The following is a 21,659-nucleotide window of genomic DNA, read 5'->3' as shown; positions in this document are numbered from 1 at the left end:
TCGTCCTTGTTGATGGGGAAAAACTCAACCGTGTCTGCTTTGGGGGATTGCCCAATCCCGGTGGGGGTGGGTGTGCGTAAAGTGCGGAGTCATGTCAGTGCCCCTGCGCCTCAGGCGAGGGCACACGTTCAAACGCATCACGGAGATCCGAATGCCTGTCTCGATGGAACAGTCGCTAATGACTGAAATGCGTCGCATGCAAGCGACACAGCACGAACTGAATATGGCCGCTGGCGTGCGTGAGGCGGCGCCTGAACTGGCAGGGGCCTCGGGCAAGCCCGACTTCGGCGCGATGTTGCGGGGGGTGGACGCCGCTCAACGCGACGCGGGCGATCGTATGAAGGCGGTCGATCTGGGACAGAGCGACGATCTGACCGGCGCGATGCTGGCGAGCGCTCAGGCCGACCTGTCGTTCTCCATGTTGATGCGAACGCGTGACAAAGTGGTGGGGGCGGTGGAAGAGCTGGTGCGCATGCCGTTCTGAGCCGCACGCGCTCTGCTGGCGTGAAGGCAGGGGCCGCGCCCGGCGCTCATGCCGGGTGCGGCCTGATGGCTTCAGCCGTTCGCGGGTTTGCCATTGAGCTTCGATGCCAGCGCGAGCAATGTGCCGCTCACCGTCATCGATACGACACCCATCGCCATGCCTTGACCGATGGAGCCTTGCTCGAACTGACGCCACACGAAGATCGAGACCGTCTGCACGCCGCTCGGGGCCAGCAGCAACGACGTCACCAACTCGCGCGATGCGATGGCGAATACGATCATCAGTGACGCACCGAGCGCAGGCATCACGAGCGGCAGCGTGATGCGGCGCAGCGCCACCCCTGCCGGCGCGCCGTGTACGCGTGCGGCCGCTTCGAGCGAGGCGGCCGTCTGACGTAAGGCGGCGCTCGTGTAACGCACCGGGTACGGCAGCAGCAGGCAGCTATACGACAGCAGCAGAATGCCCCACGTGTTGTACGGCGTGACTGGCCAGAACGGCAGGTTCCACGCGAGGATCAGGCCGACGCCGACGACGATGCCCGGCAATGCGTGGGGCAGCAATGAGAGTCCGTCGATCAGCACGCGAGCGCGCATCGTCGACTTCACGACGCACCACGCACACAGGAACCCCAGCACCCCGGTCACGAGCGATGTGCCCAGCGCGAGCGACAGACTCGTCGCCAATGCCTCGATGCCTTCCGCGCCCTGACCGAGCAGCGCAGCGAAGTGCGCGGTCGTCAGGTTGGCGAGCGACAGGCCGCCCGAGAGCGTGCCCGAGAACGCTGTGGCCAGAATCGAGAACAGCGGCGCCGCGGTGGCGAGTAATGCCACCAGGCCGAAGCCGCACAGTACCGGGACTTGCCAGCGCCCCAGCGCACGCGGCGGCGAGGCCATCGGCTTGCCCGTCTGCGTCTCGAAGTCCTTTCCCGCTGCGAGCCGGTGCTGCAACACGAAGGCGAGCAACGCGATCACTGCCAGCATGACCGACAGGATCGAGGCACCCGGCAGATCGATGGGCCAGTCGGCAAAGCGGCCTTCGATGGAGGTCACCAGCACCGAGAAGCCGGCCCGCGCGCCGAGTGCGGCGGGCGCACCGAATTCCTCGATGGCCATCGTGAACGCCAGCAGCAGACTGGCCGCAAACGCCGGCAGCGCGAGCGGCAACGTGACGCGGGCAAACGCCCGCCACGCAGATGCCCCATGCACGCGCGCGACGTCGGCCAGTCGCGACCCCGTGGTGGCCAGCGCACGCGAGACGGCGAAGTACACGACAGGGAAGATGTTGAGCGTCATCACGAAGACGAGGCCCGGCAGCGAGAACAGGAACTGCCCGGCGTCCAGCCCGGTGAGCTGCTGGGCGTAACCGCCCGTTTGCAGCAACAGCATCCAGCCGAGTGCCGCAAGATACGGCGGCACGAGAAACGGCAGCAGGAAGCACAGATCCCAGAGCCGGGCGCCCGGTACATGAAACAGGCCGCGTACCGCCCCCAGCGCTCCGCCGACGAGCGCCGTACCCAATGCGACCGAGAGTCCCAGCCACAATGTGTTGGTCACCAGCGGCAACGTGCTGTCGTGCGACAGCGTGGGCCAGACTGCGGAGAAGGGCTCGCGAAATGCGTCCAGCGAGCCCTGCGCGAGGTGCGGAAAGACAGCCTGCAACAAGACGAACGCGACCGGCAACGCCACCACGACGGCGAGGGCTGCCACCGTCGCCGCGGGGAGTAGTCGGAACGATTTCACCGTCAGTGCTGGCCGTTGAGTTTGGCAAACCGTGCCAGGACTTCGGCGCGCGAAGCGCTCGACGATTGTGCGTCACCCTGCGGCAACAGGCGCAAATCCTTGAACGATGCGCGCTTGATCGCGATGTCCTCGCGTGCCGGAATCAGCCATGCCTCGGCCACCATCTGCTGACCTTCTTCCGAGAGCACATAGTCGATGAACTGACGCGCTTCGTTCTGCTGCTTCGACGTGTTCAGGATCATCATCGGACGCGGTGCGATGACCGTGCCGCTCGTCGGGAAGACGACCTTCACGGCTTCGCCGTTTGCGGCCGCCGCGTAGGCGACGTAATCGACGGCGCCGAAGACGGCAGCCTTCGCGCCTTGCAGCACCGGGTTGAGCGCCTGTGCATTGGGGCCGGACACGACCATGCCGTTGTGCTTGAGGTCTTCGAAGAGCTTCCACGCTTCGCCGCCCAGACGGGCTTGCAGACCCAGCAACAGATCCGCCGACGCGCCCGATAGCGCCGGGTCCGGCATCGTCACGAGGTTGCGGTAGGCGGGCTTGGTCAGGTCGCGCCAGTCGTGCGGTTCAGGCGTGCCCGATTTGGCGTTCCACACGATGCCGAGGGCGGAGAGGCCCTGGGCGACATAGTGCGACGTCTTGAACGGGGCCGGCACGCGCGCGGCGTTGGTGCTCTGGAAGGGGGCGAGCCAGCCGCGCTTCTCAAGATCCTGCGCGGTGTCCCACGAGGCCGAAATGAGGACGTCGGCACGCGGGTTGGCTTGCTCGGCCTCGATGCGCGCCATCACCTTGCCGGTCGTGGCTTGAAATACATCGACTTTGATGCCGGTCTTCTTCTCGAAACCTGCAGCGAGCTTCTTGCTGAGGTTGCCGGGGCCGGCGGTATAGACGGTCAGCGCATGCGCATGTTGTACGCCGACGCTTGCAGCAAAGGCCATGGTGAGTGTCGCGATAATTTTGCGGTGAAACATTATGGGCTACCTCGTAATACGTTTGTCAACGCGCCCGTGGGCGAGGATCACGATCTGGTCGGCCAGCGCCTCGGCTTCGTCGCGGTCGTGTGTGACATAGACGGCAGTGGTGCCAAGACGCGAGAGCAGCGCGCCGATATCGGTACACAAACGTGTGCGCAGATCGCGGTCGAGGTTGGATAGCGGTTCGTCGAACAGCAGCAGCCGCGGGGCCGCGACGATGGCGCGCGCGAGCGCGACGCGCTGTTGCTGGCCGCCAGAGAGCGCCTGCGGCCGGCGTGAGCCGAGACCGGCCAGACCGACGAGCGAGAGTGCTTCTTCGACACGTGCGCTGCGCTCGACGCGTCCGATCCGACCCTTGTCACGCATCTCGAGCGGGAACGCCACGTTCGCGGCCACGCTCATGTGCGGCCACAGCGCGTAGTCCTGAAACACCATGCCGAGCGAGCGCCGCTCGGGCGCGTGGCAGACGGTGTCGCTGGCGACGACCGTGTCGTCGAAACGGATTTCGCCCCCAGTGGGGGCGAGCAAACCGGCGAGCAGTTTGAGCAGGGTGCTCTTGCCGCAGCCAGAGGGGCCGAGCAGGGCGGTGGTGGTGCCGGCCGGCACCTCGAGATCGATGCCGTCGAGTACGCGCGTTGCACCGAAAGTCTGGTGCAACGCGCGCAGCGACACCGACACGCCCGGCTGCGGCAGCGGTGTGCCGCCATGCGAAGCGCGAGTGTCGCCCATCATCAGAACGTGTGCTTGATGCCGGCCATCGTGCCGAACTGGTTCTTGCCGGCCACCACGTTGGTGCCGAAACCGTTCAGGCCGAGGTCGGACCCGTTGCGGTTCACGACATAGCCGAGGTTGACGTAGACGTCGGTACGCTTCGAGAAACTGTAGTCGGCGCTGACCTGGAACGAAAGCGGGTCGCGGTTCGTGCCGTAAAAGTCCTGGTACATGGCCGTGGCCGACAGGTCGAGTGCCGGCATGGCGTGCCACGTCGTGCCCAGCCAGTAGTAGCTCGAGGCCTCCACGGGGCTCTTGTTCAGGGCCGAGAGGTGGATCGCCTTGGCGTTGAGGTAGCGATAGCCCACGTACAGATCGACGCTTTGCAGCGAGTACTGCACAGCGGCCGCGATACGGCGATCAATGTTGCCTTCATAGCCACCGACCTTCGAGGTCAGGGCCGCGTTGGGCAGGGTCGAGCCGCCGTTCTTCTGGTCGTAGGCGATCACGAACGACAGCGGGCCGCTGGCGTAGCGAACACCGGCGTCGACGACTTGCGCACGGCGGTTGTCGCCCGGCGTGGCACTGCCGAAGTTCACGTCGTCATAGCCCTTCGAGTACTGGACCATGGCTTCGAACGCGCCGAGCTTGCCGGTGTAGCGAAGGCTGTTGTCCAGACGATCGGAGAAGGCCGTGTCCTGCATCTTGATAGCGTACACGGCGTTGTTGAGCGGGTTGAACTTGCTCACCCAGTCAAGGAACACACCGCCCTGGCGGCCGATCGTGAAGGTGCCGAACGATTGGTTCGACAGGCCGACGTAGGCCAGACGACCGAACTCGCGGCCGCCCTGCAGCGATTGACCATTGCCGAGGTTGAAGCCGTTCTCGAGCAGGAACAGGGCCTTGTTGCCACCGACGAGATCTTCGGTGCCCTTGATGCCCCAGCGCGAACCGGCAAGGTTGCCCGAGGTGAAGCGTGTCAGGTTGACGGTGTTGCCGGCGGCATTCTTGTCGGCGTTGGTGAGGAATTCGACGCCCGAGTCGATCAGCCCGTAGAGCTGAACGTTAGACTGGGCCAGAGCGGGCATGGGCAGGCTGCTGGCGAACGCCAGGCAGCACCCGGCCGCCGCAATGCGGAAGTTGGGTTTCACGACAAGGTCCTCTTTGGGATTAAATTGAGCCGCCAATGTAAGCGGCCAACATGTCGCGAACATGACAATCCATCGTTATCCAAAAAGAGACGCTGCAATGAAAACGGCCGGCGAATCGCTCGCCGGCCGTAGGGTTTTGCGTGGGCGTCTGACCGGGGCGCTGTCTTGCGTCAACCGGCGCAAATGCCGGGAAGCGTGATGATGAAGCGCGCGCCGCCGAGCGGTGACGTGTCGACGCCGACGCGCCCGCCATGCAGCAGCGCGATGCGTCGCACGATGGCGAGCCCCAGGCCGAAGCCGCCCGTCGCCCGGTTGCGGCTGCTGTCGAGCCGGTGGAAGGGCTCGAAGATGCGCACGCGCTCGGCCGCCGGCACGCCTTCGCCGTCGTCGTCGACGTAGATCATGACGCCGCCGTCTTCGCAGGTTTTCGCCCCGCAGACAATGCGCCGCGACGTGTGTCGCATGGCGTTGTTGAGCAGGTTCTGTACGGCACGTGCGAGCAGCTTGGGTTCGACCTCGACGCAATCTGCGCCCGGCTCGGCGGCAATGTCGAGCGCAATCGAGCGCGCGGCCAGCACTTCCGTGCAATTCGCCGCGAGGCTGTCGAACATCAGGCGTAGCGAGACGGCGTGGCGCGCGGGCGGTGCCGTGATCTGATCCAGACGCGCGAGCGAGAGCAGTTCGGTCACCAGTTCGTCGAGTTCGCGAATATCGCCCTTGAGTGCGTTGATTCGGTCGTCGGCGTCGGCTTCGTGACGGCGATGCTGAAGAATTTCCAGCCCGAAGTCGAGGCGCGCGATCGGCGTACGCAACTCGTGCGATACCGCGTTGATCATGTCCTTCTGGGCCTTGATGGAGCGCTCGATACGCTCGGCCATCGTGTTGAATACGTTCACGAGCGCCGTCAGGTTCGAGAAGCGTGAGACCTTCGCCCGTGAGTTGAAATCACCCTCTCCGAAGCGGCTCGCCGCACGATTGAGCGCCTGCAAGTCGTTCCAGTACCAGCGCACCCACGTCAGTACGGCAATGAGCATGAGCACCGCGAGCAAGGCGTAGGCGAGGTAGTTGATTTGCTTCACGCTCAGGTCGGTGCCGCTCACCGACGTCAGGACCCATTGGGAGTCGCGCAAACGCATGGCGTAGTGATCGCCGTCGGTGCCGTTCGCGATCGGCAGGCCCGCATCGAGGTCCTTTCGCGCATATTCTTTCGGCACCGGGAAATCCTTGAGCGGTTTGAGTTCGAACTTGTCTTTGCCTTTCGTTTCGAACTCGGCGATGAACTTGGGCCACTCGGACTCCGGCACGTTCGCGAGGGCATTGTTGATCAGCCAAGCGTAGCCGCCGAGCTGGCTTTGCGCCGAACGGTTCAGGATGTCGTAGAAGAGATGGCCGAACGTGTATGTGATCAACAGTATGGCCGCGACGACGGAGATGCCGACAAGGATATAAAGCTTCAGAAGAATGCGAAACATGGCTCAACTCTCCCAGGCCGACGGGCTGAACAGATAGCCGCGTCCCCAGACAGTTTTGATACGTTGCGGTTCACCGTCGGTGTCTTCGAAGCGTTTGCGCAACCGGTAAATGCCGACGTCGACCGTGCGGTCGATGCCGTCGAATTCGATGCCGCGCAATTGCTGCAGGATCTCGTCTCGGGTGACCACACGCCCGGCGCCGCGCGCCAGAATCAGCAGCAGGCTGAATTCGTTGGATTTCAACTCGACGGGGGCGCCGCGCCAGAACACCGTGCGGTCGCGTGGCACGATGCGCAACTGGCCGAACGCCAGCCCGTCGTCGTGGGGGACTTCGATCTCGCCCACGGGGACGGCGCGTCGCAACAGCGCGCGCAGGCGCGCGAGCAGCAGTCGCGGCTCGACCGGCTTGACCACGTAATCGTCGGCGCCCACTTCCAGGCCCGCGACCTGATCGTAGGTGTCTTCTCGCGCCGTGAGGATCAGGATCGGAGTGGTGCTCACGCCGCGCAACTGGCGGCAGATTTCCATGCCGTCCATGCCGGGAAGCATCAGATCGAGCACCACGATATCCGGTGCAAATGCGCGAAAGCGCTCCAAAGCGCGCGCGCCGTTGGCAACGACCATCACTTCGAAGCGATAGGCGTGCAGGTATTCCGTGACAAGCGCCGCCAGCCGCGCATCGTCTTCGACCAGCAAGACACGGTACATGGCCGTATTCCTTTCCTGTTGTGCTGTGCCGCACACGCTCGGCGGCACTCCCGTGAGGCGCATTCTACTGCCCCTGAGTCCCGCCGGGCGGGCGTTTCAAACCCGCGAACAAATGAAAACATTTGTTCACAACTCTCCTAAATCAGGTAACAGCCACGCGCTCGCTTCACGCCTACCATGCGTTCACTTTGCGATTCATCTGCAAACCGTAATTCCCTGACAACAGAAACGCATCGATCTTGTAGGAGTGCCATGAAAAGTCGCTACCCCCGTCACCGCCGTCGCAATCGCCATCTTCCCCGTCTTGCGGTATGCGCCGCAGGGCTGTTGCTGGCAGGGGCTGCCTCGCACGCCTTTGCGGTCGAGCCAGCCCGGTACAGCGGCATTCAGCCCGACCAGAGCCTGCCGTCGCAGGCACCGGAGAGCGGCTACGAATTCACGATTGGCGGCGGTATGGGCTACTCCCCGCGCTACATGGGCAGCAACGAGTATCGCGCCACGCCGGCACTCAACCTCGCGCTGCAAACGCCCTATGGCGTGTTCGTCGGTCTGGGCGGCATCGGCTATCGACTCTCGTTGCCGGCGGGCTTCTTCTTGTCGGCCGCGCTGTCATACGACGGCGGGCGCAAGGACAAGGCCAAGGGGCTCGACTCCGGCTCGGACAAGTTGCGCGGCATGGGGGACATCAAGGGCTCGGTCTTCACCACGTTGCAAGCCGGCTACGCCATTGGCGATCTGGCCGTCGTGAGCGTGGCGACGGATATCCCGCTGTCCAATCGCGAGCGCGGCAACGTCTACCGCTTCGCCGTGGACAGCGTGCTTTTCAAGTCGCCCACCGATTCGGTCGGCGTTGGCGCGACCGCGCACTTTGCCAGCGGCAAGTACGCGCAGACTTATTTCGGCGTGACGCAGAACCAGAGCCTGAATTCGGGCTATCGCCAGTACGCGGTGGGTGGCGGCCTTTACGGCGTGAGCCTGACGGCGAACTGGACGCACAAGTTCACCAAGCACTGGAGCACCACGGTGGCCGGCGGCGTCATGCGCTACACAGGCAATGCGTCGAAGAGTCCCATCGTATTCAACAAGACCAACTATCAGGTCGCCGCAACGCTCGACTACACGTTCTGACGAACGCGTCGCGGTTCTGTTTTTCAGCGAGGCCATTGCCATGCGAATTCTCGTCACCGGTGGTACCGGTTTTGTGGGAGGTGCCGTTCTCGCCCAGCTTCTCAAGGACGGATTCGGCCCGTCGTTGTTGCTTCTCGTGCGCGCGCGTACCACCAGTGACGGTCTGGCGCGCGTGCGTGCCGCGATGGATCGCTTCCGGGTCGCGCCGGTGTGCCGGCTCGCGCTCAGTGAAGCGAACATCGTGTGCGGCGACCTTGCGCAGCCGGTCTCGTTCGAAGACGACCCTCGCATGCGCAGCGTCACGCATGTCATCCACGCCGGGGCGATTGCGACCTTTTCTGCGCATCCGCAACTCGACGCCGTCAATGTGACCGGCACGCTGGCGCTCGCTCGTGCGGTCGCAGCGTCGCCGGTGCTCGAGCGCTTCGTGCACGTGGGCACGGCGATGGCGTGCGGCGATTCGCTCTCGGGCGTGGTTCGCGAGTCGCACGATCTTGCGCTGGCGGATCATCAAGTCGTGCCTTACACCGCATCGAAGGCCGATGCCGAGCGACGCCTGCGCAGCGAGTGGCCGGGCCTGCCGCTGGTCATTGCGCGGCCGTCCATCGTCGTGGGGCACACGCGCCTGGGGTGTGAGCCGTCCGGCAGCATCTTCTGGATGTTTCGCATGGTCCAGTTGCTCGGCGCGTTCACCTGCGGTCTCGAGGACAGGCTCGATGTGGTGCCCGTCGATTTCTGCGCCGACGCGCTGATCGATCTCGCGTTCCTGCCGCACTTGCGTCACGACCTGTATCACATCTCGGCCGGTGAGGGCAGTGCGCGCACGATTGGCCAGATCGAGGCGGCGTTGGCGAAAGCGCGCGGCGTGGCGCCGCTGGGCGAGCGTTTCCGGCATATCGGTGAAGCCGAGATCGCGCGCCTGACGCCCGCGCTGGCGCGTCAGTTGGGACACGGCAATAGTCGTCTGATGGCCAAGGCGCTGCGTCGATACGGTGCGTTTGCGGCGCTCGATTATGTGTTCGACAACCGTCGTCTGCTTTCGGAAGGGACACCGCCGCCGCCGCCCGTGACCGATTATCTCGAGGTGTGTGTGCGCTCTTCGGAAGCGACGTCAGTGGCCGAACAAATGGCTTGGGATTTCAAATAAGGCCGTAGGAGATCGGCCTGACGGGCCGGTCCGGTGGGCAATGCGACGAGTGCCGTGCAGCGTACGATGGGGTCGCTCGCACGTGTCACCGCAGCGCAGCCGGACCGGCGGCGTCCTGCGTAAAGCACTGGGCAAGAAAGCGCTCGGTGGGGCGCGACAGGGCGTCGGCGTGCGGCACGAGCGCCGTGAGCAAACGCTTGAGACCGTGTGGCGGATCGATGCGGACCGAGGCGAGTGCGGCATCTTCGTGGCGCATCGACATCGCCGAGACGAAGCCCACGCCCATGCCCGCCCTTACGGCCTCCTTGATACTCTCGACCCCGGCCAATTCCAGCGCCACGCGTGGCGTGAGCCCGGCCACCGAGAACGCGCGGGCCACCAGCGCCCGTACCCCTGACCCCGGTTCGCGCAGGATCAACGGGTATTCGGCAATGGCCTGCAACGATGCGCCTTCCGGATGTTGTGCAAGCGGGTGGTCGACACGTGCAATCGCGACGACCTCGTCGTCGCGCCAGGGACGCACCGCGATCTCCGGCGACAGGCCCGGCGGCACGGCGCCTTCGATGAACGCGACGTCGAGACGGTCGAGTTGCGCCACGATTTCGCTGGTGTTGCCGTCGACGATGTGCAGGCCTACCGCGGGGTAGCGTTGGTGGAATTCCGCGATGACATACGGCAGCAGATAACTGGCGGGCGTGGTGCTCGCACCGATGCGCAACGCGCCGGTTTCCATGCCGCGCAAGCTGTCGCGCAGCGCGAGCGCCTGGCGGTAGTCCTGCCGCAATTTGTTGGCGTACACCGCGACCTGCTCACCCACCGCAGTCAGCCGGATACCGCGCCCGTCGCGCCGGTACAGCGGCTCGCCAAACGACTCCTGCAACAACCGCAATTGTCCGGAGACTGCGGGCTGCGACAGATGCAGCGCCTGCGCCGCGTGGCTGATATTGCCCAGCTCGGCGACCGTCGCGAAGGTCAGCAATTGGTCCGGCGTCATGTTGAATTCATCGGCTATGGTGATGATTGATCCTCATCATAGCCATTATTCGAATGATTGACTTGACGTTCAATCGTAGGGGTGGGCGGCGATGAGCGCCTCCACGGCCTGCCAACCCGGTGCATGCGCCCCCGTGTGCGTGCAGGCGAGGGCTGCGGCGGCGGCCGCGCGGCGCAAGTGACCGGCGAGGGGCGCATCGGGGTCGCGCGACAGACTGGCCAGCCAGCCGCCAATGGCGGCGTCGCCTGCGCCGACCGTATCGGCCACATTGACGGGGTATGCCGGTTGGACGAGCGTCGAACCGTCGGGCAGCAGCAGTCGCATGCCGTGTTCGCCGTCTGTCAGTAATACCGACGCCTGGGGCGCGATACGGCGCAGGTCTGCCAGTGCATCGTCATCGGGACGGCCGGGGTAAAGTCCGCGCAGGTCTTCCATCGAGAGCTTGAGCCACGTCGAGAGCATTGCCATCTGCGTGAAGGTGTCGAGATAGCCGGGGCCCATCAGATTGCGCAGGTTCGGATCGAAGCTGATGGCCACACCGCGCGCATGCAATTGCGCTGCCAGCGAAAGAAGCGTGCCCGCCAACGGTTCTCGCACGAGGCTGATGCAGCCGAAGTGCGCGACGCGGGCGGCGTGTTGCCAGCCGGACGGCAGCGCGCCGGGATCGAAGGCGAGATCGGCGGCACCCTCGCCGAGAAAGAAGTACGCGGGCGGATTGTGCCGATGCACGATGGCCACGAGCGGCGGGGCATCGACCGGCTGCAAATACCGTTCGTCCAGACCGGCAGCACGGGAGAGGGCGAGTAATTCGGTGCCAAACGGCGCATGGGTGCTGATCGCGCCGCCGTAACCCGTTGCCACGCCCATCCCTGCGCATACCCGCGCGACATTCCAGCACGCGCCCCCCGCGCGACTCACCCACTGGCGGCCATCGCCGCCGGGTTGACGAATCAGATCGGTGAGGGCTTCGCCGAAGACGAGCAAGGCGGGCAGAGACATGAGATGAGGGCCGTGGGTGGTGGGGCGAGGCCGTCAGCATACCCGCTGCCAGCGCACTTCGGGCGCACGCCGGGGTGCCGTATCGCGTTATCGGCTGCGCAGCAGGAGCGCGATGCCCGCGGCCAGTACGACGAGATTGACTGCCTTCACGAACTGCTGGCGCGAGAGCCGCAGGGTGATGTGCTTGCCGAGCCACATACCGGCGATCATCGCCGGTATCAGCGACGCCGCCGTCACGAGCATCGACACGTTGGCGTAGACCCCGGCGAACAGAAAGAGCGTGGCCCGCGCCAGCGTACTGAAGCCGATGAGCGTGGCTTGCGTTACCCGCATGGCTTCGACGCGCTCGAGACGACTCGTCAGATAGATCGCGAAGATGAATCCGCCGCTGCCGAACATCGCCCCGAACATGCCGCCCAAGGCGCCGAACGGCACCGCCCATGCTTGCGACAGACGCGATTTCGCACGCGGCCCGATCAGCGAAAACACGGCATAGCCGCAGATGAACCACGCCAGCGCACGTAACAGAACCTCGGGCTGCAACCTCAGCAGCAGCACGGCGCCCGCAAGACTTCCGGCGACAATCGCGGGCACCAGGCGCCGCAGCTCACCGATGTCCGCAGCGCGGGCGTTGCGCACGACGTTGCCCGAGGCCGCGCCGAAGTCGAGCAACGCCAGCATGGGCACGATCTGGGCGACGGGCATCGCGTAGGCGAGCACGGGACTCGCGACGAGGGCAGTGCCGAAGCCCGCGATGCCGAAGATGACGTAGGCGACGACGAGCGCGGCACTCATGAGTAGCCATTGGCCCGGTGTGGGGAGTGCGGTGATAAGTGTGTCGAGCAGCGGCAGGGACAATGTCGAAAGCATGGTGGAAGACGGAGTGAGACGACCGCGGCGGGTCAGTGGAGCGCGCAGGGCATGCGCGGGATTTCCGTCAGCATAGGGGCACGTGCAAGACGCGCGCCAATATAGAATGTGGCGATATTCGATCTCGAAACGGCATGGTCATGGTGTCGCTGCGGCAGTTACGGTATTTCCTGGAAGTGGTCGACGCCGGTGGTTTCAGCGCGGCGGCCGAAAGGTTGTTCGTTGCGCAATCGGCGCTGAGCCGTCAGATTTCCGAACTCGAGCGCGAGTTGCAGGCGGTGTTGCTCGAGCGCTCGTCGAAAGGCGTGACGCTCACGCCCGCCGGTCGCACGTTTGTGAACGAGGCGCGGCGCGTTCTCACCGAACTCGAAGGTTCGGTGGCGCTCACGCGCAGTGTGGCGCGCGGGGAGCAGGGCACCGTACGGCTGGCGCATTCCAGCTCGGTGCCGTTCGCCGGGGCGCTGCCCGCTGCCTTGTACGCGCATCTACAGGCCCATCCGGGGGTGAGCGTCGATGTCTCGACCCTGTCCTCCGAACAGCAGCAGGATGAAATCGAGGCCGGCCGGATCGACGTGGGGTTGGTACGGCTGCCGGTGCTGCGTCCGGCGGCTTCCCTCGTGTGTGAAACGATCGCGTCGGAACGCCTGCTGCTGCTCGTGCCGCCGGGGCATGCGCTTGCGGGGGCGGCTTCGGTGAGTGTGGCGGCGCTGGCCGCCGAGCCCTTCGTCTCGCTGCCGCACCGTGAGCGTGGCGGGTTGAGCTACCGCGTTGCGCAGTTGTGCCAACAGCATGGCTTCTTTCCGAAGGCTGCCGTTGCGACGTCGCGCAAGGCGACGCTCGTCAATCTGGTGGCGGCGGGATTCGGCGTGGCCATCGTACCGCAAAGCCTTGCTGCGATGGCTGGGCCCGATGTGTGCCGGGTTGCGCTCGACGATGTGAAGGCCGATAGCGAAATCGCTTTGCTGCACCGCCGCGACGCTGGCGGGCTGGTCATTGCCGTGGGCAATGCGTTGCGCGCCGCGATGGGCGCTGCGGCGTCTGCCGAGTAGTAAGTCCCGCGTAAGCCGTGCGTGAGAGGGTGCCCCCATAAAGTCGGAAGTACGGGGGGCGACAAGCGAAGCCACCCTCAAGTCGGCCGTTTTTTCTCCCGTTATACTTTTCGACACATCAGCGTGCGGCGCGAACGTCTTCCCGGCGTTTTTTGCAGTTCCGGCGAATGTCGCGCCCTCGTCATAACAAGCAGATCAGCGATGCGAGGAGACTGACGATGGGGCTATTCACGCGCACAAGGGGAGCGGCGCAGACCGTCAATATCATGAATGAGGTGGCCGTCAACGCGGGCACCCTTGGCGTTGAATTGTGCGATATCGCCGGTAACGTCGACGAAATCGCCGTTCGAATCAAGCGTCAGGCCGAAGTGTTTCAGGCGCTTCGCCGGGCCGCCGCAGATACCAGTGAAGGCAACCAGCGTATTGCCAGCGCCGCACGCGAAGCGCGCGATGTGGCGGATCGCGCCAGCGCGGAAATTTCCGCCTCGCGCAACACGGCTGAGACTTCGCTTGCCTCCATCCACGGTCTGGTGGAAGGCGTATCCGGCATGGCCGGTGAAATCGCCGGGCTGCGCGACGCGCTCGATCACGTCGGGAAAGTGGCGGAGGGCATTTCGGTCATCGCCCGTCAAACCAACCTGCTGGCGCTCAATGCGGCGATCGAAGCCGCGCGTGCGGGCGTGGCCGGACGCAGCTTCGCGGTCGTTGCCACCGAAGTCAAATTGCTCGCCAGCAAGACGGCGGAGGCGACCCAGCAGATCGAACAGACGCTCGCCGCACTGGGAGAGCGCACCGAACGTCTGATGCGCGAGAGCAACGCCAACGTCGCACGTGCCAACGACGCTCGCGAAGGCACTCGCGCCATTGCGAGTGTGATCGAGACGGCCGGGACGGCGCTCGATACGTTCGATCGTCAGGCGGGGCAGATTGCCGAGGTCAGTGAAGCCATCGAAAACGAGTGCACGACACTCGCCGAACATGTCGACGAAATGGCCGATGGGGTATCGCATTCGGCCGAACACGTCGAAAGTGCGCGCGAGCGCATCAATGGACTGTTGTCCGTTTCGGAGCATCTGATCGGGCTGATTGCCGAGGCCGACGTCGAAACGGAGGACACGCCCTTCATTCGCGCAGTTCGCCGGGCGGCCAAGCAGGTCGGAGAGAGTTTCGAAGCGGCGCTGGCCAAGGGCAAGATCAGCGAACAGGAGCTGTTCGACCGCCGCTACGAGCCGATTCCCGGGTCGAACCCGCAGCAGTTGATGGCGCGCTTCACCCGCTTTACCGACGAGACGCTGCCTGCCATTCAGGAGCCATTGCTCGGACTTAACGAGCGCATTACCTTTTGCGCCGCGGTCGACGAGAACGGCTATCTGCCAACGCACAACCGCAAGTTCTCACAGTCACCGACCAACGATCCGGTGTGGAACGCCGCACACTGCCGCAATCGACGACTTTTCAACGACCGCACGGGGGCGGCGGCCGGACGCAACACCAAACCTTTGCTCCTGCAGACGTACCGGCGCGACATGGGAGGCGGGGAGTTCGTGGTGATGAAGGACGCATCGGCGCCCATCTATGTGAACGGACGCCACTGGGGCGGATTCCGGATTGCCTACCGGGTGGCGCGTTAGGGGTGGCGCGTTAGGGGTGGCGCGTTAGGGGGGGCGCGTTAAGGGTGGCGTGTGAATCGCTGGTAAGCAACGCGTCGCCGTTCGCTCCCCCTGAAAAGCAACGCGCCACCGACCTCGCAGTCGGCGGCGCGTTGCGCATTCGTCAGCCGGTCTTGCCGGCCGTCGATCAATAGCGATACCAGCGGCCGTGACGCCAGTAACCGTGGCCGTAACCGTGACCGTAGTACGGACGACCGTAATAGGCCGGCGGCGGGCCATAGTAGACCGGCGCGGGGGCAACATAGACGGGCGGCGGCGCAACATAGACGGGCGGAGGCGGCGCCACATACACCGGGGCGGGGGCGTAGACCGGGCCAGGGACGACCAGCGGTACACCAATACCGATACCGACCGAGACGTGAGCCTGCGCCGTCCCGATCGCACCCGCGGCGAGCGCGATCCCGGCGACGGCAAGGGCGGCAAACTTGGTTTTCATGACATTTCTCCTGCGGACTTGGCAGCGTGCTGATGACAGCGCCCGAGCGGCACCATGCCGTTCGACGCGCCTGGTGCCCGCCGGCACCCTGGTTCGTCAGATCTCTTGACTTAACTCTACTGAAGTTCCGAAACGCGAGCGCGGCGCAATTGTTGCAAAGTATGCGCATTGGCACGGCATAGGGAACGTTCGGGCGTGGAAAAGCGGCCGCCAAACGTGTGAATCAGGCCCCTATTTTATTCAGAATCAACGATTTGCGCTCGTTTCGGTTGACACGCCAGGGGGCGGCGTCCGCGCGTCGGCGGGCCGTCTCGAGCGACACTTGTTACATTCATTTACATGGAGACCGGCGGCGTGTGGCGCAAAAACAGCGGCGGACGCCGCTTTCGCGACATCCGCCTGCTGCCGGCGTCTCTCATACCCGCCAGACGCCGTCTCCTCCCTGCCAAACCTGATCGTTCTGCCGTTGATCTTGTTTTTGCGTCAATCGCCGCACTTATTGATTGAATCGCGCCTTGGCATCCGCTACGCAAGTGTCCTTGCTGTTGCCCGACAGGCTGTCGCAACGCTCGAGTGCGGCCTTGTACTGGGCCTTGTTGGCATCGGCGTTAGCGTCCTGGCGGGCGGCCATGGTGTCCTTCGACGATTCGCGGCTCGTGCGCATGACCTTGGCGTCGCCATAGGCCTTGGTCTTGGCGGCATCGGCGTCCTTCACGCAGACGTCCTTTTCATTGCCCTTCTTGTCGTCGCAACGCAGCTTGGCGACGCTGTAGTCGGCGTCTGCCTTGGCGAGCGCGGCATCGTAACGGGCTTTGGGCGTTTGCTTGTAGTCGGCTTCCGCGTTGGCTTTGGCAACCTTCTCGTTACCCTTGGCGTTCTCGACGCAGACCTTCTTCGCGTTGTCCTTGAGATCGTCGCAGCGCGCCGCCGATGCCTTGTAGTCGGCCTCGGCAGATTTCTGCGCGGCTTCGTAACGATCCTTCGCGGCGGCGTCGGCGGCGTTGGCTGCCGTTGTGCCCATCGTTGCGGCGGCACCCGCCGCAAGGCAGGCGCAGGTCAGGAAGTGCATGGCGATTCGATGTGACATCTCAAAGTCCTCCTTTGGGCTGGCAGTGGAACGCGCATGAGGCGCGATGCCGATGCATCGCGAGTGAGGCGTGGTGCGCTCGCGTCAAGCCGCGTTATTTATTGCGTTCGGCGGCGCCCTGAATGGCCTCGCCACCCTTTTCGACGTCCTTGCCAGCGCCCTGAATGGTGTTGCAACCGGCCAGACCCAGCGCGAAGCCGCAGAGCAGTGCAATGGCGATCAATCGTTTCATTTTGATTTCTCCTTTGAGAGATGATGTCGTCTGAGGCGCCGGACAAGCGCGAGGAAGAGGGGCGCCCGCCTCCCGGCGGGCACGGCGACACTGGCTTACCAGAGCTTGTGATGGTTGTTCCAGGTGTCGACTTCACGTTCGGCATCGGCCTTGGCCTTGCCGTAGCGTTCCTGAATCACGCCCACGAACTTGTCGCGGTTGCCTTCGATCTTCAGCAGATCATCGTCGGTCAGGTTGCCCCATTGCTTCTTGGCTTCCCCCTTGAGCTGGTTCCACTTGCCCTTGATCAGATCCGAGTTCATAGCAACTCCTTAATGTTGGGTTCAGGTGTTTCCGTGCTACAGCACGCACAGTGTCGCGCGTCGTTACCGCACCCTTGGGGCGGCACGTGATTCCATGGTAGGGAGTGCGAAGCGTTCGCGCTGTCAGCCGCGTTATCGTCGCGGTGTAGGCGGAGTCGGGTTGCGCTGTCAGTGCATTCCGACGGGCGGGCGGGGGGGCTGGGACGTTTGGGAAGATTCGCTGGCGTCGTTGCCGGCGTTTTCGCTGGCGGGCGTCTGTGATGCGGTGCTTTCGGTGACTTCGGTTGCAATGTTGAGGGCATCCGCCGGATTGCACAGCGGCAGCACGACCTGGATCTCGGTGCCCAGGCGTTGCGGCAGCGAGTGAATATCGATGCGCCCGCCTTTGGCCGAGACGCGCTGACGCATGCCGAACAGACCGTGCGTCTTGGGCTTGTTGAACTGATCGCGTGTGAGGCCGATGCCATTGTCGATGACTTCGAGACGCACGCGCTGATCGTCGCACGCCAGCGCGACGCGGACTGTCGTGGCACGGGCGTATTTGCCCGCGTTCGTGAGTGCTTCCTGGGCGACGCGGAAGAGCACAATGGCGGTTGACTCAGGCAGTGCAAAATCCTCTTCCGGCAGATCGAGGTCGAGCTGCCAGTGCTGTTGATCGGCGGTTTCCTCGGCAAGCGAGCGCAGCGCGGTGACAAGACCGAAGTTGATCAGCACCGTCGGGCGCAGATTCTCGATGATGCGACGCTTGATCTGAATGCCGGCGTCGAGATTGCGTTGTGCGCGAGCTAATTTCTCTGCGATCACCGTATCGGTATTGCGCAGCTTGTGGTGCGCCCATGTGACGTCCATCTTGCAGGCCGTGAGAATCGCGCCGAGTTCGTCGTGCAACTCGCGCGACAGACGCGTCTTTTCGTCTTCACTGACGTTTTGCAAGTGCGTCGCCAACTCGTCGAGCTGTTCGGTGCGTTCGCGCACGAGCCGGTCCAGATGCGTTTGCTGTTCGCGCAACTGGTCGCGCGCCATCTGCTCCTGTCGCATTTGCTTGCCCAGCGTGCGAAACAGCAGAATGAACAGCAAGATGGTGAGCACGGAGAGGGCGCCGGCACTCACGGCAGAGATCGCCTGATCGAAGCGCCCATCATCCTGCGCCGTGCGTGCGCGTGCCAGCTCGCGGTTGTATAGATCGGTGATGCCGATCTGAACGGGCTCCATGGTGCCCATGCCGAGATTGGCCGGCGAGAGCGCCTCGTCGAGATTCATTTCCCCTTGCCTGAGCGCCGCGCGTGCCGTTTCCATCGCGCTGATGCGCTGCGAGAACAACGTCATTACGTTGGCAAAGTCCCTCGTCGCCTGCGCATCGCCGACATCTTCGTAATGCTGGATGACGAGCGCCGCGAGATCGCGAATGCGGCGCACGGCCGACAGATACGGATCGAGATACATCGCATTGTTCGTGAGCAGGTAGCCGCGCTGGCTCGAGACCACGGTCGATGTGCGCGCCATGATCTCGTTGAGCTCGTTGGCGGCAGTCATGGCTTGCAGGGCCGTCTCGTAGGTGGAGGCGAGACGGCGGTGCGCCGACTCCAGCCCGATCAGGCTCCCGACCGTGATGATGATCGCGGCAATCATGGCGATGATCCAGCTTCGGCGGCGCAGCCAGGACGTGAGCAATCGGGGCATGGGGGGCTTGTCGAGTGGTCTTGAGGTGATCCTGCAAGGCGTATCGTGGACGAGACGCGCTTCGATCATAAGTCGAAATTCGCGTCATTCCAGGAATTGTCAGCGAATTCCTACGCAAAAACCAGCGCCGTCCGGGCAGTCTCGCCAGCGCGGTTTCCCTACCATACACTCAGCGCTCGATGATTTGCGCGGCGTTGTGTAACACGTTGTCACACTATCGGGTGCCAAGAATGTCTCCGGGAAAATGACGCATTAACCAAGGAGAGCGCTATGTTGAAGTGGGCTTTGTTATTTGCACTGATCTCGATTGTGGCCGGTCTTCTGGGCTTCACCGGGATCGCTGCGGGAGCTGCCGGGATTGCGAAGATTCTGTTTGTGCTGTTCCTGGTGCTGTTCGTGATCTTCCTGCTGCTGGGACTGACCGTCGCCAAGAAGATCGTCGATTAGAAGAGGGTGCGTTGCGGCGCGGGCCGTCGTCTTGTGCCGCAGCGAATCCGTGATGTGTCAGTCATGCCGCTCACGGACCGTTCCCATTCAAGGAGGTTGCGATGCTTCACTATGCCGTCGTGTTTTTCGTGATTGCGTTGATCGCTGCCGTTTTCGGCTTCACGGGAATTGCTGCCGGTGCGGCCGAGATCGCGAAGATTCTGTTCTTCATCTTCCTGGTGATCTTCCTGGTCACGCTGCTCTTCGGGGTGGTCCGGCGATAGACGCGTCCATCTCGCGCGGCACGCCCGGGCGGGCGAGGTGAGTTGATCCACCTCACAGTCCGCCCCGCGTGTTGGCCGCGACGCACGCGTCAAACGCCCCATCCTCGCACCCCCCCCCACAAAGGAGGACTCGCTCATGCAAACTGCCAAGCACGCCAAGCCCCATGCCAAGACGCCTCGCCAGCCCGCGGTGAAAGGCAATGGTCACAGCAAGCACACGGGTGAAGACTTCGAGATCGACGTTCGTGCGCTGCGCGAGCGTGCCCGTGAGCATCTCGACGAAGGCGCCGTCACGGAAGACTATCGCGCCGACCGCGACGCGGTCGTACACATGCTCAACAATGCACTGGCCACCGAACTGGTGTGCGTGCTGCGCTACAAGCGCCACCATTTCATGGCCACCGGCATTCATGCCGAGCCGGTCGCGGCCGAGTTCGCCGAACACGCCGCGCAGGAGCAGGATCACGCGGATCGCCTTGCGGCGCGGATTGTGCAACTGGGGGGCGAACCCGATTTCTCACCCGATGGGCTGTCGGCTCGCAGCCACGCGGAATACGTCACGGGGAAGAACCTGCGAGACATGATTCGCGAAAATCTCGTGGCAGAACGCATAGCAATTGAGAGTTACCGCGAGATGATTCATTATTTGGGCGACCGGGATACCACGACGCGGCGCATGCTCGAAGACATCCTGGCGGTCGAGGAGGAGCATGCCGACGACATGCGCGACCTGCTCGACCGGGAATAACGGGCAGCGACGGCGATGGCACGCACATCCCAAACACGTGGGCGCAGCCATCGGGCCGGTGGGGAAAGTCTCTGGAGCTTCGATGTCACTGACAATAAAAATCCTGATTGCCGACGACCACGCGATCGTTCGTACTGGCTTCAAGCAGTTCATCGCCGACGAATCGGACATGGAGGTGCTCGGCGAGGCGGCGAGCGGCGACGAAGTCATTCGTGCCGTTCGCGAGGCAGCATTCGATGTCGTGCTGCTGGATATCGCCATGCCTGACAAGAACGGTATCGACACGCTGCGCGTGATCAAGCAATTGCGTCCCGAGCAGGGGGTGCTGTTCCTGTCGACCTATCCGGAGGCGCAGTACGCGGTCAATTTGCTGCGCGCCGGGGCGAATGGTTATCTGATGAAGGATGCCCCGCCCGAGGAGATCATCCGGGCGATTCGCACGGTGGCGCGCGGCCATCGCTATGTGAGTGAGGGGACGGCAGATCTGCTCGCGCAGAAACTGGATCAGCCGGTCGACGAGCCCATGCACGAGCAACTCTCGGAGCGTGAGTTCCAGGTGTTCTGCAAGCTCGCGCAGGGACGCACGCCGACGGAGATCGCCGAGGAGTTGCATCTGTCGGTGAAGACGGTCAGCACGTATCGCGCACGTGTGCTGGAGAAAATGCATTTGAAGACCAATGCCGATCTGACGCTCTATGCGCTCAAGAACGGTCTGATCAGTTGATAGAAAAGAGAGGCTTGTGATGTCAACCGGGAACGCGGCAACGCATACGGGGTCCCGTTTGCCCCTCAAGGTGCTGTTGATCGAAGACTCGGCGGTGATACGCGAGAGCCTGTCCGAAGCGCTCGGCTCGACCGGGATGCTCCAGGTGGCGGGTGTGGCGGAGACTGCCGACGATGCGGTTCGCACGCTCAAGGAAGACTCGTTCGACGCCGTGATCGTCGACATTCAGTTGCGGCGCGGCTCGGGCATGGACGTGCTCTCGTATCTGCACGATGCCGGCATGTTGCCTCAGCTCATGGCCATTGTGCTGACCAACTACGCGTTGGCGACGTATCGCAAGCGTTGCCAGCAGTTGGGTGTGCAGTACTTCTTTGACAAATCGCTCGAATTCGACCGCGTTATCGAAGTGCTCGACGACTTTGCCTCCAGCCGGCAAGCCTGAAATTTCCCGATTTTCCGGTTCGGCCCGGCGCATTCGTTCCTTCAGCACCCATTCCCGCTAAATGGGAATTGAATTGCCGGTTAGTGAAATCACCTCACTTTTTCTCATTTGAGAGGGCAGGCGTCCCGTCGCGTGCCAGTTTTGTGTTGCATTGCGGCACGATGCGAGTGCCCCTCGTTTACCGATCGCGAGACAATGC

Annotated in this window: 24 protein-coding genes; 10 read left to right on the top strand and 14 right to left on the bottom strand. The window is 63.7% G+C overall.

Annotated features, from left to right (window positions below):
* The first annotated feature begins 151 nt into the window (after positions 1 to 151).
* On the top strand, positions 152 to 484 hold the full coding sequence (fliE, locus tag PBR20603_RS10980) for a flagellar hook-basal body complex protein FliE (RefSeq protein ID WP_150559558.1): 333 nt from the start codon (positions 152 to 154) through the stop codon (positions 482 to 484).
* Positions 485 to 555: 71 nt separating this feature from the next.
* On the opposite strand, the gene PBR20603_RS10975 is transcribed toward fliE, so the two are convergent.
* The 6 genes from PBR20603_RS10975 to PBR20603_RS10950 all read right to left on the bottom strand — a co-directional run bounded on the left by PBR20603_RS10975 (position 556) and on the right by PBR20603_RS10950 (position 7,242).
* On the bottom strand, positions 556 to 2,190 hold the full coding sequence (locus PBR20603_RS10975) for an ABC transporter permease (RefSeq protein ID WP_246174542.1): 1,635 nt from the start codon (positions 2,188 to 2,190) through the stop codon (positions 556 to 558).
* Between the two features lie 35 nt (positions 2,191 to 2,225).
* Positions 2,226 to 3,164, bottom strand: coding sequence for an ABC transporter substrate-binding protein (locus tag PBR20603_RS10970; protein ID WP_246174541.1), 939 nt, complete (start codon positions 3,162 to 3,164; stop codon positions 2,226 to 2,228).
* Positions 3,165 to 3,203: 39 nt separating this feature from the next.
* Positions 3,204 to 3,932, bottom strand: a complete 729-nt coding sequence (locus tag PBR20603_RS10965) for an ABC transporter ATP-binding protein (protein WP_246174539.1) — start codon at positions 3,930 to 3,932, stop codon at positions 3,204 to 3,206.
* Positions 3,932 to 5,062, bottom strand: coding sequence for a porin (locus PBR20603_RS10960; protein ID WP_150559555.1), 1,131 nt, complete (start codon positions 5,060 to 5,062; stop codon positions 3,932 to 3,934). Before PBR20603_RS10960 ends, PBR20603_RS10965 begins: the two co-directional genes overlap by 1 nt.
* Before the next feature lie 170 nt (positions 5,063 to 5,232).
* On the bottom strand, positions 5,233 to 6,534 hold the full coding sequence (locus tag PBR20603_RS10955; protein ID WP_150559554.1) for an ATP-binding protein: 1,302 nt from the start codon (positions 6,532 to 6,534) through the stop codon (positions 5,233 to 5,235).
* A gap of 3 nt (positions 6,535 to 6,537) precedes the next feature.
* Positions 6,538 to 7,242 carry a response regulator gene (locus tag PBR20603_RS10950; protein WP_174977880.1) on the bottom strand — a complete coding sequence of 235 codons (705 nt, stop codon included), beginning with the start codon at positions 7,240 to 7,242 and terminating at the stop codon, positions 6,538 to 6,540.
* Between the two features lie 252 nt (positions 7,243 to 7,494).
* Between PBR20603_RS10950 and PBR20603_RS10945 the strand changes: the two genes are divergently transcribed.
* Both PBR20603_RS10945 and PBR20603_RS10940 read left to right on the top strand, forming a co-directional pair.
* The gene (locus PBR20603_RS10945; RefSeq protein WP_174977879.1) at positions 7,495 to 8,370 is read left to right on the top strand and encodes a MipA/OmpV family protein; all 876 of its coding nucleotides are present in this window, start codon (positions 7,495 to 7,497) and stop codon (positions 8,368 to 8,370) included.
* 40 nt (positions 8,371 to 8,410) lie between these two features.
* Positions 8,411 to 9,517, top strand: coding sequence for an SDR family oxidoreductase (locus PBR20603_RS10940; protein ID WP_174977878.1), 1,107 nt, complete (start codon positions 8,411 to 8,413; stop codon positions 9,515 to 9,517).
* 85 nt (positions 9,518 to 9,602) lie between these two features.
* Here PBR20603_RS10940 and PBR20603_RS10935 read toward each other — a convergent pair whose 3' ends face one another.
* The 3 genes from PBR20603_RS10935 to PBR20603_RS10925 form a co-directional block, all read right to left on the bottom strand.
* Positions 9,603 to 10,511, bottom strand: coding sequence for a LysR family transcriptional regulator (locus PBR20603_RS10935; protein WP_150559550.1), 909 nt, complete (start codon positions 10,509 to 10,511; stop codon positions 9,603 to 9,605).
* Positions 10,512 to 10,580: 69 nt separating this feature from the next.
* A complete protein-coding gene (locus tag PBR20603_RS10930; RefSeq protein ID WP_150559549.1) occupies positions 10,581 to 11,510 on the bottom strand; it encodes a carbohydrate kinase family protein in 930 nt (309 codons plus the stop codon).
* A gap of 87 nt (positions 11,511 to 11,597) precedes the next feature.
* On the bottom strand, positions 11,598 to 12,380 hold the full coding sequence (locus tag PBR20603_RS10925) for a sulfite exporter TauE/SafE family protein (protein WP_150559548.1): 783 nt from the start codon (positions 12,378 to 12,380) through the stop codon (positions 11,598 to 11,600).
* A gap of 134 nt (positions 12,381 to 12,514) precedes the next feature.
* Between PBR20603_RS10925 and PBR20603_RS10920 the strand changes: the two genes are divergently transcribed.
* Positions 12,515 to 13,429 (top strand): LysR family transcriptional regulator, encoded by a 915-nt coding sequence (locus PBR20603_RS10920; RefSeq protein WP_246174537.1) that lies wholly within the window; start codon positions 12,515 to 12,517, stop codon positions 13,427 to 13,429.
* A 218-nt stretch (positions 13,430 to 13,647) separates the two neighbouring features.
* A complete protein-coding gene (locus PBR20603_RS10915) occupies positions 13,648 to 15,060 on the top strand; it encodes a methyl-accepting chemotaxis protein (protein ID WP_150559547.1) in 1,413 nt (470 codons plus the stop codon).
* 166 nt (positions 15,061 to 15,226) lie between these two features.
* On the opposite strand, the gene PBR20603_RS10910 is transcribed toward PBR20603_RS10915, so the two are convergent.
* From PBR20603_RS10910 to PBR20603_RS10890, 5 genes are all read right to left on the bottom strand, one after another.
* The gene (locus tag PBR20603_RS10910) at positions 15,227 to 15,535 is read right to left on the bottom strand and encodes a hypothetical protein (protein WP_246174536.1); all 309 of its coding nucleotides are present in this window, start codon (positions 15,533 to 15,535) and stop codon (positions 15,227 to 15,229) included.
* 496 nt (positions 15,536 to 16,031) lie between these two features.
* Positions 16,032 to 16,622: a hypothetical protein gene (locus PBR20603_RS10905; RefSeq protein ID WP_150559546.1), complete on the bottom strand. Its 591-nt coding sequence runs from the start codon at positions 16,620 to 16,622 to the stop codon at positions 16,032 to 16,034.
* Between the two features lie 94 nt (positions 16,623 to 16,716).
* Entirely contained in the window at positions 16,717 to 16,854 is a 138-nt protein-coding gene (locus PBR20603_RS10900; RefSeq protein ID WP_150559545.1) for an entericidin A/B family lipoprotein, read from the bottom strand.
* A 95-nt stretch (positions 16,855 to 16,949) separates the two neighbouring features.
* Positions 16,950 to 17,156, bottom strand: coding sequence for a CsbD family protein (locus tag PBR20603_RS10895; RefSeq protein WP_150559544.1), 207 nt, complete (start codon positions 17,154 to 17,156; stop codon positions 16,950 to 16,952).
* A gap of 168 nt (positions 17,157 to 17,324) precedes the next feature.
* A complete protein-coding gene (locus PBR20603_RS10890) occupies positions 17,325 to 18,836 on the bottom strand; it encodes a sensor histidine kinase (protein WP_174977877.1) in 1,512 nt (503 codons plus the stop codon).
* 270 nt (positions 18,837 to 19,106) lie between these two features.
* Between PBR20603_RS10890 and PBR20603_RS10885 the strand changes: the two genes are divergently transcribed.
* From PBR20603_RS10885 to PBR20603_RS10865, 5 genes are all read left to right on the top strand, one after another.
* Positions 19,107 to 19,283 carry a DUF1328 family protein gene (locus PBR20603_RS10885; RefSeq protein WP_042114863.1) on the top strand — a complete coding sequence of 59 codons (177 nt, stop codon included), beginning with the start codon at positions 19,107 to 19,109 and terminating at the stop codon, positions 19,281 to 19,283.
* 101 nt (positions 19,284 to 19,384) lie between these two features.
* Complete coding sequence (locus tag PBR20603_RS10880) at positions 19,385 to 19,546, top strand: DUF1328 domain-containing protein (RefSeq protein WP_039374862.1); 162 nt, start codon at positions 19,385 to 19,387, stop codon at positions 19,544 to 19,546.
* 136 nt (positions 19,547 to 19,682) lie between these two features.
* Entirely contained in the window at positions 19,683 to 20,294 is a 612-nt protein-coding gene (locus PBR20603_RS10875; protein WP_150559542.1) for a ferritin-like domain-containing protein, read from the top strand.
* 82 nt (positions 20,295 to 20,376) lie between these two features.
* Positions 20,377 to 21,018 (top strand): response regulator, encoded by a 642-nt coding sequence (locus PBR20603_RS10870; RefSeq protein WP_150559541.1) that lies wholly within the window; start codon positions 20,377 to 20,379, stop codon positions 21,016 to 21,018.
* Between the two features lie 19 nt (positions 21,019 to 21,037).
* Positions 21,038 to 21,460: a response regulator gene (locus PBR20603_RS10865; RefSeq protein ID WP_150559540.1), complete on the top strand. Its 423-nt coding sequence runs from the start codon at positions 21,038 to 21,040 to the stop codon at positions 21,458 to 21,460.
* Positions 21,461 to 21,659: the final 199 nt, after the last annotated feature.

Source organism: Pandoraea bronchicola (genome assembly GCF_902459805.1).
Taxonomy (GTDB): Bacteria; Pseudomonadota; Gammaproteobacteria; order Burkholderiales; family Burkholderiaceae; genus Pandoraea; species Pandoraea bronchicola.
This window is presented reverse-complemented; position numbering and strand designations above follow the sequence as displayed.

Coding starts and splice junctions, on each gene's coding strand:
- PBR20603_RS10950 (WP_174977880.1), bottom strand. CDS start 7,242: ATGTACCGTGTCTTGCTGGTCGAAGACGATGCGCGGCTGGCGGCGCTT.
- PBR20603_RS10895 (WP_150559544.1), bottom strand. CDS start 17,156: ATGAACTCGGATCTGATCAAGGGCAAGTGGAACCAGCTCAAGGGGGAA.
- PBR20603_RS10880 (WP_039374862.1), top strand. CDS start 19,385: ATGCTTCACTATGCCGTCGTGTTTTTCGTGATTGCGTTGATCGCTGCC.
- PBR20603_RS10955 (WP_150559554.1), bottom strand. CDS start 6,534: ATGTTTCGCATTCTTCTGAAGCTTTATATCCTTGTCGGCATCTCCGTC.
- PBR20603_RS10945 (WP_174977879.1), top strand. CDS start 7,495: ATGAAAAGTCGCTACCCCCGTCACCGCCGTCGCAATCGCCATCTTCCC.
- PBR20603_RS10940 (WP_174977878.1), top strand. CDS start 8,411: ATGCGAATTCTCGTCACCGGTGGTACCGGTTTTGTGGGAGGTGCCGTT.
- PBR20603_RS10935 (WP_150559550.1), bottom strand. CDS start 10,511: ATGACGCCGGACCAATTGCTGACCTTCGCGACGGTCGCCGAGCTGGGC.
- PBR20603_RS10910 (WP_246174536.1), bottom strand. CDS start 15,535: ATGAAAACCAAGTTTGCCGCCCTTGCCGTCGCCGGGATCGCGCTCGCC.
- PBR20603_RS10865 (WP_150559540.1), top strand. CDS start 21,038: ATGTCAACCGGGAACGCGGCAACGCATACGGGGTCCCGTTTGCCCCTC.
- PBR20603_RS10890 (WP_174977877.1), bottom strand. CDS start 18,836: ATGCCCCGATTGCTCACGTCCTGGCTGCGCCGCCGAAGCTGGATCATC.
- PBR20603_RS10920 (WP_246174537.1), top strand. CDS start 12,515: ATGGTCATGGTGTCGCTGCGGCAGTTACGGTATTTCCTGGAAGTGGTC.
- PBR20603_RS10885 (WP_042114863.1), top strand. CDS start 19,107: ATGTTGAAGTGGGCTTTGTTATTTGCACTGATCTCGATTGTGGCCGGT.
- PBR20603_RS10930 (WP_150559549.1), bottom strand. CDS start 11,510: ATGTCTCTGCCCGCCTTGCTCGTCTTCGGCGAAGCCCTCACCGATCTG.
- PBR20603_RS10970 (WP_246174541.1), bottom strand. CDS start 3,164: ATGGCCTTTGCTGCAAGCGTCGGCGTACAACATGCGCATGCGCTGACC.
- PBR20603_RS10925 (WP_150559548.1), bottom strand. CDS start 12,380: ATGCTTTCGACATTGTCCCTGCCGCTGCTCGACACACTTATCACCGCA.
- PBR20603_RS10870 (WP_150559541.1), top strand. CDS start 20,377: ATGTCACTGACAATAAAAATCCTGATTGCCGACGACCACGCGATCGTT.
- PBR20603_RS10915 (WP_150559547.1), top strand. CDS start 13,648: ATGGGGCTATTCACGCGCACAAGGGGAGCGGCGCAGACCGTCAATATC.
- PBR20603_RS10900 (WP_150559545.1), bottom strand. CDS start 16,854: ATGAAACGATTGATCGCCATTGCACTGCTCTGCGGCTTCGCGCTGGGT.
- PBR20603_RS10965 (WP_246174539.1), bottom strand. CDS start 3,932: ATGATGGGCGACACTCGCGCTTCGCATGGCGGCACACCGCTGCCGCAG.
- fliE (WP_150559558.1), top strand. CDS start 152: ATGCCTGTCTCGATGGAACAGTCGCTAATGACTGAAATGCGTCGCATG.
- PBR20603_RS10875 (WP_150559542.1), top strand. CDS start 19,683: ATGCAAACTGCCAAGCACGCCAAGCCCCATGCCAAGACGCCTCGCCAG.
- PBR20603_RS10905 (WP_150559546.1), bottom strand. CDS start 16,622: ATGTCACATCGAATCGCCATGCACTTCCTGACCTGCGCCTGCCTTGCG.